Origin of the sequence: Thermoanaerobacter sp. A7A, from assembly GCF_000445185.1 — a bacterium.
GTDB lineage: Bacteria > Bacillota > Thermoanaerobacteria > Thermoanaerobacterales > Thermoanaerobacteraceae > Thermoanaerobacter.
Map to the genome: position 1 here is coordinate 1 of NZ_AVAF01000095.1, position 10,131 is coordinate 10,131.

At 32.8% G+C, this 10,131-nt stretch carries 15 protein-coding genes, 3 tRNA genes and 1 pseudogene; 7 read left to right on the forward strand and 12 right to left on the reverse strand.

All coding sequences use genetic code 11. The features are described from left to right. From M663_RS0106475 to M663_RS15335, 3 genes are all read right to left on the reverse strand, one after another. The coding region (locus M663_RS0106475) for a helix-turn-helix domain-containing protein (protein ID WP_029688351.1) at positions 1–322 on the reverse strand (322 nt) is incomplete at its 3' end. Positions 323–381: 59 nt separating this feature from the next. Further along, on the reverse strand, positions 382–510 hold the full coding sequence (locus M663_RS15330) for a hypothetical protein (RefSeq protein WP_273702650.1): 129 nt from the start codon (positions 508–510) through the stop codon (positions 382–384). Then, positions 479–934: a helix-turn-helix transcriptional regulator gene (locus M663_RS15335; protein ID WP_273702651.1), complete on the reverse strand. Its 456-nt coding sequence runs from the start codon at positions 932–934 to the stop codon at positions 479–481. Before M663_RS15335 ends, M663_RS15330 begins: the two co-directional genes overlap by 32 nt. A 166-nt stretch (positions 935–1,100) precedes the next feature. Here M663_RS15335 and M663_RS0106495 point away from each other — a divergent pair, with 166 nt between their 5' ends. The 6 genes from M663_RS0106495 to M663_RS15340 all read left to right on the forward strand — a co-directional run bounded on the left by M663_RS0106495 (position 1,101) and on the right by M663_RS15340 (position 4,896). Further along, positions 1,101–1,493 carry a helix-turn-helix domain-containing protein gene (locus M663_RS0106495; protein WP_029688352.1) on the forward strand — a complete coding sequence of 131 codons (393 nt, stop codon included), beginning with the start codon at positions 1,101–1,103 and terminating at the stop codon, positions 1,491–1,493. A gap of 3 nt (positions 1,494–1,496) precedes the next feature. After that, positions 1,497–1,856, forward strand: a complete 360-nt coding sequence (locus M663_RS0106500; RefSeq protein ID WP_009052180.1) for a hypothetical protein — start codon at positions 1,497–1,499, stop codon at positions 1,854–1,856. Positions 1,857–2,136: 280 nt separating this feature from the next. Beyond that, positions 2,137–2,463, forward strand: a complete 327-nt coding sequence (locus M663_RS0106505) for a DUF4258 domain-containing protein (protein WP_029688353.1) — start codon at positions 2,137–2,139, stop codon at positions 2,461–2,463. Beyond that, positions 2,460–2,915: a helix-turn-helix domain-containing protein gene (locus M663_RS0106510; protein WP_273702652.1), complete on the forward strand. Its 456-nt coding sequence runs from the start codon at positions 2,460–2,462 to the stop codon at positions 2,913–2,915. The genes M663_RS0106505 and M663_RS0106510 overlap by 4 nt, the downstream gene beginning before the upstream one ends. Before the next feature lie 10 nt (positions 2,916–2,925). Next, positions 2,926–3,270, forward strand: a complete 345-nt coding sequence (locus M663_RS0106515; protein ID WP_013337651.1) for an ImmA/IrrE family metallo-endopeptidase — start codon at positions 2,926–2,928, stop codon at positions 3,268–3,270. Between the two features lie 105 nt (positions 3,271–3,375). Further along, positions 3,376–4,896: a recombinase family protein gene (locus tag M663_RS15340; RefSeq protein WP_273702653.1), complete on the forward strand. Its 1,521-nt coding sequence runs from the start codon at positions 3,376–3,378 to the stop codon at positions 4,894–4,896. On the opposite strand, the gene M663_RS0106520 is transcribed toward M663_RS15340, so the two are convergent. From M663_RS0106520 to yabQ, 7 genes are all read right to left on the reverse strand, one after another. Then, positions 4,853–4,929: transfer RNA gene (locus M663_RS0106520), tRNA-Met, on the reverse strand. The two genes, M663_RS15340 and M663_RS0106520, sit on opposite strands and share 44 nt — an antisense overlap. A gap of 7 nt (positions 4,930–4,936) precedes the next feature. Then, positions 4,937–5,013 (reverse strand) — tRNA-Met (locus M663_RS0106525). Positions 5,014–5,017: 4 nt separating this feature from the next. Further along, positions 5,018–5,107 (reverse strand) — tRNA-Leu (locus tag M663_RS0106530). Between the two features lie 97 nt (positions 5,108–5,204). Next, positions 5,205–6,110 (reverse strand): Ppx/GppA phosphatase family protein, encoded by a 906-nt coding sequence (locus M663_RS0106535; RefSeq protein ID WP_029688357.1) that lies wholly within the window; start codon positions 6,108–6,110, stop codon positions 5,205–5,207. Positions 6,111–6,172: 62 nt separating this feature from the next. Further along, on the reverse strand, positions 6,173–6,601 hold the full coding sequence (locus M663_RS0106540; protein WP_004398784.1) for a S1 domain-containing RNA-binding protein: 429 nt from the start codon (positions 6,599–6,601) through the stop codon (positions 6,173–6,175). An 87-nt stretch (positions 6,602–6,688) separates the two neighbouring features. Next, a complete protein-coding gene (locus M663_RS0106545; RefSeq protein ID WP_003871163.1) occupies positions 6,689–6,976 on the reverse strand; it encodes a septum formation initiator family protein in 288 nt (95 codons plus the stop codon). A gap of 68 nt (positions 6,977–7,044) precedes the next feature. Continuing rightward, on the reverse strand, positions 7,045–7,521 hold the full coding sequence (gene yabQ, locus M663_RS0106550; RefSeq protein WP_003871164.1) for a spore cortex biosynthesis protein YabQ: 477 nt from the start codon (positions 7,519–7,521) through the stop codon (positions 7,045–7,047). Between the two features lie 77 nt (positions 7,522–7,598). Between yabQ and M663_RS0106555 the strand changes: the two genes are divergently transcribed. Next, positions 7,599–9,218, forward strand: coding sequence for a putative manganese-dependent inorganic diphosphatase (locus M663_RS0106555; RefSeq protein ID WP_029688358.1), 1,620 nt, complete (start codon positions 7,599–7,601; stop codon positions 9,216–9,218). Between the two features lie 2 nt (positions 9,219–9,220). Here the strand turns inward: M663_RS0106555 and M663_RS0106560 are convergent, their stop codons facing one another. Together M663_RS0106560 and M663_RS0106565 are read right to left on the reverse strand one after the other, a co-directional pair. Then, positions 9,221–9,850, reverse strand: coding sequence for an MtnX-like HAD-IB family phosphatase (locus tag M663_RS0106560; RefSeq protein ID WP_019908059.1), 630 nt, complete (start codon positions 9,848–9,850; stop codon positions 9,221–9,223). Positions 9,851–9,865: 15 nt separating this feature from the next. Further along, positions 9,866–10,131: pseudogene (locus M663_RS0106565) on the reverse strand (ABC transporter substrate-binding protein); the annotation flags it as partial.

The window sequence follows — 10,131 nt, forward strand, 5'->3', positions numbered from 1 at the left end:
ATAATTTTACCAGAGTATCAGTGCTTAATGTTCTTCTTTTAGACATTGACATTGCATTCTGTCTTTGAAGGTCCATCATACCTGCATAGAGTGCTTCCTCTTCTTCTTTTTCTTCATTTCTCTTTTGTTTTTTATACTCGTTCCTCCACTCTTTTGCTCTTTTTTCGCTTTCTTTTTTGCGTCGTTCCTTTTCCTGATGATATTCTGGGAATTGTTTTAGCATTTTAGTAACAGCCGGTTGTGAAACACCAAGCTGCTGTGCTATTTCTACTAACTTAAATCCTTCAAGATATAGTTCAAGAGCTTTGGTTTTTTTATCCATAATTCCACCCCTCAGGTTATATTTTTTGTTCCGCATTTTGGGCATACTACGGCTATATACTAGGTTTTTATCATCAATTTCCAACCTTCATCGGCTTTTTTTATTCTTACGGGTACTACCTTCATGAGAGCTTCAGCTACTTTTATAAGCAAATCTCTATTCTTTATTGGCTTGAATTCCACCCACACCGTTTTTTTCCTCCTCAATAAACTTTTTTATCTTAGGGTAAAGAAACTGTACAAGTGGTCTATAGAATTCTTCTTCATCTACTTCTTCATAGCCGATTATTTCTTCGCTGTCTGGTGTAAACTCTCCTGTCATAAGTTTTTTTCTTGATATTGTAGTTTTTACGATTGCCACTTTCATGAGATCACTTCCTTTGCTGTTTTTATAATTGCTATTTTTGTTACCTTTTGGGACATTAATATTTAAAAAAATATCATCATTATTTACCCTAAGAACTCTTTTAATTTTAGTAGCTACATCAAAAGACGGATTTTTAATACCTAATTCAATATTAGTATAGCTGGTCCTTGCTATTCCAACCTTTTTAGCTATTTCTGCCTGTGTGAGGCCAGCTTCTTTTCTTGCTTTTTTTAGGTAGTATCTCATTTTTATCCTCCCGCTTTATGTTCCGTTTAGCAACTTCACCTAATCTTATTATAGTTCCATTTAGAAACATTGTCAAGGGATTTTTAAAAAATTTTTTCTTTTTGGGACACATTGTTTATTTTAGGGACATTTTTAGCTACAATAACATAAAAGGAGGTTTCGAAAAATGACATTTTCAGATAGATTGAAAGAGCTACGTAAAGAAAAAAATTTAACCCAAGGAGACCTTGCAAAAATATTAGGAATAAGTCGTTCCACTATAGCGGGATACGAAACGGAAAGGAAAGAACCCGATTACGAAACCTTAAAGAAAATAGCTGATTTTTTTAACGTTTCCATTGATTATCTTCTTGGTAGAACAGATATTCGCTCTCCGGTTGACGAAATCACTGAGGCCGTTTCGGATGACCCAGAGCTATTGGAGTTCTGGAATGAGTTAAAAGAAAGGGAGGATTTAAAGCTATTATTCAAGCAGACCAAGAAGCTTTCTCCTAGAGAGATAAAGCAGATAATTCGAATAATAAAGGCCATAGAAGAGGAAGAAGATAAGGGGGAATGATTAATGAACATTGACTTAATTAGCACACCGCTTATGAGAGCACTGATGGAGGAAACAATATCCTTTCATGAGGTAATGAATGCTTTTAATATTAGAACGCATATTTTATTCAATCTTCCTCCATCAGTGCTCGGCTTTACATACGTGAGCAGACGAGGTAACTATCACCTCCTCCTCAACGGCAATGTAAATTACAGAACCCAAGTTGAGGTTTTCCTTCATGAAATACATCACATATTAAACGATATGCCGAAGATAAGTTATTTTATCGGCTTAGACATGGAATATATTGAGTTGGAAGAAGCAGCAGATAGAGTAGCTGAAACAGTTTTAGAGTATTTAGCATCGTCACAATTTTTATGATATAGCTAATTTTGTTTATAATTTTGTATTTACACTTTAGTAAAGTCATACATATTCAGGAAAGGTTTTTGCGCAGTATAGGCGGACAACTTATTTCCCACCTGTAGAGTTAAAGAGATTGCTGCTTTATTTTTAATAAAAATTTTTTTATTTTGAACGCCTATTTATGAATTTTAATAAAAACTTATCAACTTTTATTAAAATTTTATAAAATTTTATAATATCTTATAGCATTTTATAATATTTTATAGTATAATGAAGAAAGGAGAAGTAAATACTAATGAGTGAAATAAGTGTTCAATGGATTAAAGAACTTACTAAAAAAGGCCTCATTGATTTTTCTAAACACGCTTTATGTAGAATGACAGAAAGAAAAATAGAAGATAAAAAGGTAGTAGAATGTATATTATATGGAAAAGTAACTGAAATTCAGACAAATTTTGAAGATATACATGTACTTTTTCAAGAAGCAACAGATAAAAATCCAGAAATATATGTAGTTGTAGCGTCCTCATACCCATATCCTGTTGTTGTAACTGTATGCAAAACTGATTCCGAGGTTTGGGAAGAGATTAATGGCCTTTTAAAAAGGAGGAGGAAAAAGTGATAAGGAGAAAATGTTTTATGTGTGGTACTGATATGGAGGAAAGAACAATTTCTACTGTGGCAGGATGGGGAAAATATAGATTAACAATAGATGGTGTAAAGGCCTATGTGTGCCCTAACTGTGGAGAAATAGTATTTTCCGCCGAAGAAGTTCATATGCTCCAAGAATTAGGCAAAAGCCTTTCTAATTTAAATGAAAAAGAACGTCCAGATGTATTAAATGTTTCTGAAGTAGCTGACTTATTAAGAGTAAGCAACCAGACTGTATACAATATGATAAAAGATGGGCGGTTAAAAGCAACAAAAGTAGGGCGAGAATGGAAATTTATGAGGAAAGATATAGAAAGCATCTTAGACCCTGATAATTCCACTCAAATAGCTGCGCGCAGTTCAAACGTCGAAATATCTGACCATGATTATGAAATAATAAAAAAACATATATCAAATATGTGAGGTGAATTTAATGTCTACGATTAGTGACCCTGGTCCTTTTGCCAGGGAACTTTTACATAAGCTGGACCTCAAACCTCCAATTGATGTTTTTTTTATTTGTGATAATTTTAATATAATTATCAAAAACGATAAACTCCGAGATTTTGAAGCAGTTTTCATATTACATAAAGGCGCAAAAAAGATAGTACTAAATGAAAATATCAATTATGAAACACGTAAAAATTTTACTATTGCTCATGAAATTGGCCATTATATATTACCCTGGCATAAACAAACAATGTATATATGTGATTCTATTGACATTCAATCATTCCAATCTAAAAAATCATATGATTCTTACTTTATTAACTTTTGAAAATCAAGAAGAAGAATTTAACGACAATGAATTTGATGATTGGTAATAAGAGGTGTTGAAAGCAATCTTACAGCAAACTCAAAATAAATCTAGAGGAGGAGTTATATGTCAAGTGCAGAAATAAGAGCTGCTGCATATGCAAGATACTCCAGCGACAATCAAAGGGAGGAAAGTATTGAAGCTCAATTAAGAGCTATAAAAGAGTACTGCGAAAAGAATAATATCCAGCTAGTAAAGATATACACTGATGAAGCAAAAAGTGCAACAACTGATGATAGGCCGGCATTCCTGCAGATGATAAAGGACAGCTCACTGGGGCTGTTTAACGCTGTTATTGTTCATAAACTGGACAGGTTTGCACGCAACAGATATGACAGCGCTTTCTACAGGAGACAGTTAAAAAAGAACGGCGTAAAACTCATTTCAGTACTTGAACAGTTAGACGATTCACCAGAAAGCATTATATTGGAAAGTGTTTTAGAAGGAATGGCCGAGTACTATTCTAAAAACCTCGCAAGGGAGGTAATGAAGGGATTGAAGGAAAATGCTTTTCAGGCCAAATTTAATGGAGGTATACCACCTTTAGGATATGATATTGTAAATGGAGAATATGTAATAAATGAGAAAGAAGCTGAGGCAGTGAGACTGATTTTTGAATTATATGCACAGGGGTATGGATATAGACACATAATTGATGAATTAAATTTAAGAGGCTACAGAACTAAGAAAGGAAATCCATTCAGCAAAAATAGCATTCACGAAATTTTGAAAAATGAGAAATACATTGGTAAATACATATTTAACAAAGGCACAAAGAAAAACCATAGAATGGTAAAAGAAGACGTAATCGTTATAGATAATGCTATTCCTGCAATAATAGATAAAGACCTGTTCGAACAGGTACAAAAGAAAATAGAAGAAAGAAAGATAACAAGAGGAGCTAATTCTGCAAAAAGGGTTTATCTTTTGTCAGGTCTTGTTTACTGCGGAATATGCGGTTCTAAAATGGTAGGGTGTTTAAGCAGAGGGAAATATGTAACTTATAGATGCAGCAGAAAGGACAGAACAAAGCAGTGCACAAACAGAGATATAAACAAAGAAAAACTGGAAGCTTTTGTCATAGATGAGCTGAACAAGAGAGTACTTGACCCAAAAGTAGCACCAGTATTAGCTAAACTTTTAAATGAAGAAAATCAGAAATTAAATAAAGAAAGAGTAGAAGAAATTACTCTTTTAAAAAAGCGCTATAAGGAGGTTGAAGAGCAGATGAAAAACATAGTAGAAGCTATTGCTCAAGGTATGTTCCAGCCGATTATGAAGGAAAAAATGAATGAATTAGAAGCAATGAGAAATGAACTCGCTTACAGAATTAAAGAGCTGGAAAATAAAAAAGAAACAAGCTTTATTACACCAGAAATGATTTTGAAAATCTTTGAAAAGGATAGGGAAATAATTAATTCATCGAAGGATCCTCATGAAATTAAAGAAGTGCTTAAAAACTACATAAAAAAAATAATCGTCACCCCAGATGAAATAAAGTGTGAATTCTACTTCTGGATAGGTGACGATTTCCGTTCTTTGCTGGTAGCGGCGAGTGGATTTGAACCACCGACACTGCGGGTATGAACCGCATGCTCTGGCCAACTGAGCTACGCCGCCATATTTTTGGTTGCGGGGGTAGGATTTGAACCTACGACCTCCGGGTTATGAGCCCGACGAGCTACCGGACTGCTCCACCCCGCGACATTGGTGCCGGAGACCGGACTCGAACCGGTACGGGCTTTTAGGGCCCGCAGGATTTTAAGTCCTGTGCGTCTGCCAGTTCCGCCACTCCGGCTTCATCTCCTTGAGACAGTATTTATTATATTATATCTATATCTTTAAGTCAATAGTTTTTTTATCCACTTTTGCAACTTCAAATGAAAATTCCATTTCTATAGCTTAAATTTCCCAAATTTATAGAGGACTGCTCCTTCTAAATTATCCCACTCACTAACCGTTATTTCTTTGAAACTCAGCATTTCTAATATAGTCAGTAATATAGCAGTTCCCGCAATTATTATATCAGCCCTTTGGGGCTGCAATCCAAAAATTTTTTTTCGTTCTTCCAATGTAACAGACATAAATTTATCTAAAATCCTTTTAATTTCTTCCTTTTTTAACTGATAGCCATGGACTTTTTCTTGAGAATAAATTTCTAATTGCTGAGAAACTGCGGCAAGAGTTGTTATCGTTCCCCCTATGCCGATAACATTTTCAACCTCTTTGTACTTATCAATGGAATTTACCACTGCATCTATTATGTGTAACCTAATTTCATCATATTCCTCAGTTGTAGGAGGATCATTTTTAATAAATTTTTCAGTAAGCCTCACAGCCCCTATATCAAAACTTTCTTTTACAAATTCTCTACCCTTGTACGCTAATTCAGTACTTCCTCCTCCTATATCTAACACCAGAGCATCTTCCTTATTAACTCCCATCACCGCTCCGATGTATCCAAACAAGCTCTCTGTTTCTCCATCTATGATTTCTACCTCTAGCCCAAGTTTTCCAATTTGCTCAAAAAAAGCATCTTTATTTTTAGCATCCCTCATCGCAGATGTTGCAAAAGCATATATAACTTCTGCGCCTTTTTCTTGGGCCAATTTCACAAAGCGTTCAATCACTTCAATGCTTCTCTGTATCGCATTATTATTTAACTTCCCCGTTTTAGAAATTCCTTCCCCTAATCTAGTTATTTCAACGTCTTTTTGTATCTTGTTTATATTTTCATTATCTATGTCACATATAAGTTGGCGTATTGAATTTGTCCCTATATCAATCGCACAAATTCTCATAATAACCCCCAACTATCACAGGTAAAAACCCTTTATGAAAAATCTTCGGGCATAACCCGAAGTTAATATCCATTGCTTCTTCTGTAGCCTGTGTTTCTTCTCTTGGAATCAAAATTCTTTCGCAGCTGTTGCTGTCTTTCGTCTGAATCCTTTAAAAACTTAAGCAATCTCTCTTCAAAAGAACTATTAGTATTATAATTCCTATTGCTCTGCCATACAAAATCCTTTGGATCTCTTTCTTTATTATTATTTTTTTTAGGCAAAGCCTTTTTGATTGACAAACTTATTCTTCCATTAGCATCCATGGACAATATTTTTACTTTTACTTTATCATGCTCCTTCAAATGCTCCCTAATGTCTTTTACATAGGTATTAGCAACTTCCGAAATATGCACCAACCCAGTTTTTCCCTCTGGTAGCTGAATAAATGCTCCAAAGTCTGTGATGTTTAACACAGTGCCCTCAACAACATCTCCAACCTCAAATGGCATATAAATAAAGATCCTCCCTCTAAAAATTTTATTAATGAGTTCATTATATATTAAAATACAAAATATTTCAAGATAAATTTTTCGAAATCATTTTTTTGTCTCTTGTGTCTTAGTTTTTGAAATATCTACATAAATTATTTCTCCTTTTTTAACCAACCCCAATTTTTGCCTTGCCTCATTTTCAATAAAACTTTCACTATTTATTTGGTGAAGTAATTCATTTAAATACTTATTTTCTTTCATTACTGCAGCTTCTTTATTTTTCAAATCCCTATACCTATTATTAAGTTTCTCTAATGCAACTTGCTGCTGAAAAAAAGTAAATCCAATATATGCAATAAAGGCAAAAAACAATATCTTCTTTAGTTTTTTCACCCAAAACACCTACTTTCACAATGCGGATTAATCTATTATTTTTATTCGACATCTCTTTAAAAAATCCTCTATTTTTTCCTCTTAAAAATCTTAAAATAGGTTAAATTATTTTTTAGAAAAGCACCAGGCAAAGTTAAAATTTTTCTTGTAAACCTATAAGGAACAATAAAAAAATTGACTACTATTTTAACAGGGTATATAATAATTTCTGCCATCTTTTTTAAAAACTTTATTGTAAATTCATAAATTCCAATTAAAGCTTGGGTGATGAAATAACTTAGTAACACATAATAAAGAATAACTCCAATTGCAAATCCTAAAAAACTATAAAGCCTGATTTCAACGTAATTGCTTATATACATAAAATAAAGCATAGTAATTGTCCCAAAAAGCCAAAATATAATATCGGCAATATTAGAAAAAGTTTTTTTAAGCCTAAAAACTTGCCTTGTCACTTTAAAAATATCGTATATAAATCCCAGCACAAAACCGCCATACACTGTAACTAAAAATGCATAAATTTGACTTTGTATGGTTATTACCATTTACATACCCTCCTTTTCTTGTTATATTATATTTATCCACTGCAACAAGAATGAAACTAAAATAGGGGCGATGCATCATGACAACAGTATATGTTTCCGGACATAAAAATCCAGATACCGATTCTATTTGCTCAGCTATTGCTTATGCCTATCTAAAGCGCATATCTGAAGGTATAAATGCTATACCTGTTAGATTAGGTCCTATAAACCGAGAGACAAAATTTGTATTAGACTATTTTGGAGTAGAAAAGCCTACTTTTATTGAAAATGTATATACCCAAGTACAAGACATTAAATTTGATAAATCTCTTGTTTTTAAAGAAAACACCTCCATGTTTGAAGCATGGAACGCTATGATGGAAAAAAACATTAGAACAATAGCAGTAGTAGATGAGGAGAACAAATTAATAGGAATTGCAACAGTAGGAGATTTGGCAAAGGCATATCTTTCTTCTTCTCATGAATTATCTAAGTATAAAATCCCTATTGACAACATATTAGCTACTTTGAAAGGAGAAGAAATTTTAAGATATGTAGATTATCTTGAAGGCGACATTTTAGTAGCTGCAATGTCTAAAGAAAATGTGTTAAAAAGAATAAAGAAGGGAGATATCCTAATCATTGGAGACAGAGATGATATACAGCAAGCTGCAATTCAACAAGGAATAAAAGCTCTCATAATTACTGGCAATAACGGAATTTCAGAAAAAATTTTTGAACTAGCTAAACAATACAAAGTAACAATTATAAAAGTTGTACCAGATACTTTTGACACTGTTAAATTATTAAACCAAAGTATACCATTATCATATGTAATAAAAAAAGAAGACCTAGTAACATTTAGAGTCAGCGATTATATTGATGATGTAAAAGAAGTAATGTTAAAATATAGATACCGCAACTTTCCAGTTGTCGATGAAGAAGGAAAAGTTGTAGGACTACTTGCAAGGCGACATATTTTAGACTATGAAAGAAAAAACGTCATAATGGTAGATCACAATGAATTCTCTCAAGCAGTAGAAGGAATAGAACAAGCAAGAATATTAGAAATAATTGACCATCACAGGATTGGGACGATAGAAACAGAGCAGCCAATACTATTTAGAAACCATCCAGTAGGCTCTACTGCTACAATTATAAATCGACTTTTTGAAGAAAAAGGGCTAATTCCAGAACCAAAAATAGCGGGAATAATGTGCGCTGCTATTTTATCAGATACTCTTGTATTTAAATCCCCTACTTGCACACCAGAAGACGTAAGAGCAGCTAAAAAACTTGCAGAAATTGCTAACATAGACATAAATGAGTTTGGAACTGAAATGTTCAAAGCAGGTACCTCTTTAGAAGGGAAAACTGTTGAAGAAATATTTTATACAGATTTTAAAGAATTTACAATAAATAATTATAAAATTGGCATAGGTCAGGTAAACACTCTTACAGATGCAGGAGAATTAAAACAACAGCTTATAAGCTTTATGGAAAAAGTGAAAAAAGACAAAGACTACGACATTTTATTGCTTATGTTGACAGACATAATAAATGAGGGATCTGAAATACTTTTTGTAGGAAACAACAAAGAGCTGTTACAAAGGGCTTTTAACGTTGAAATAAAAAACAACAGCTTTTATTTGCCTTATGTCATATCTAGAAAAAAACAAGTATTACCACCCCTTGTTAAAGCGATAAACTCCCAATAAGTTTATCGCTTTAACTTTTCTATTATATCGCCAAAATTTTTAAAAGAAATATATGGAATATCATTTTCTTTGCAATATTTTTCTAAAACACCCTTTGCAAAAACCTCATCAGCATATTTCACAACACAAATATCTGAATATCCATCTCCTATATATACTACATAATACCCCTCATTTTTGTATCTATTCAATACTTCCAGCTTACACATACCACATTTGTTGCAATCCTTGCTCTTATATGGAAAATCCACTTTTATTTCTCCCTTATCAAACCAAAGCTTATTGCTATAAAACTCTACATTAAACCCATACTTGTCCATAATGGCCTTTATATTAAAGTCATATCCATCACTCACTATTATAACTTCATAATTTTTTTCTCTGCAAAAATTTAAAAATTCTATAAAATAATCATCTATTTCAACTGTGTAAAGCAAATCTAAAAGTTTTTTCTCATCTACTTCCATAAGTTTTAATGTTTCAATTGCGCATTCCTCAGTAGACATTTCCCCTTTTTCCCATAGTTCTTCATAATACTGCCATCCATCTTTCGCAAACTTTTTCACCATTAAATCAACAGTATCTACTTTAGTAACAGTACCATCAAAATCTACTAAAAAGACTTTTTTCAATTAATCTCTCCTCCTTTATTTTACATCCAAAAGCCATTTTACAAATTTTATAGCCAAATCTTTGTGTTGGCCATTCGCCATAATTGCAATAATTTTATCATTATAGTCATATCCCAGATTTTTTAAATATTTATTATTCCATCTAACGTATATTCCGTAAGCACCTGGTTTTACCTCACCAGAGGGTTTCTCTACTTTTGCTACATTTAACCCTGATAAATTTAACTCTTTTACCTTATCTAATCGCAAAAAAGCACCTTGACTTGCCAATATATCAAAAT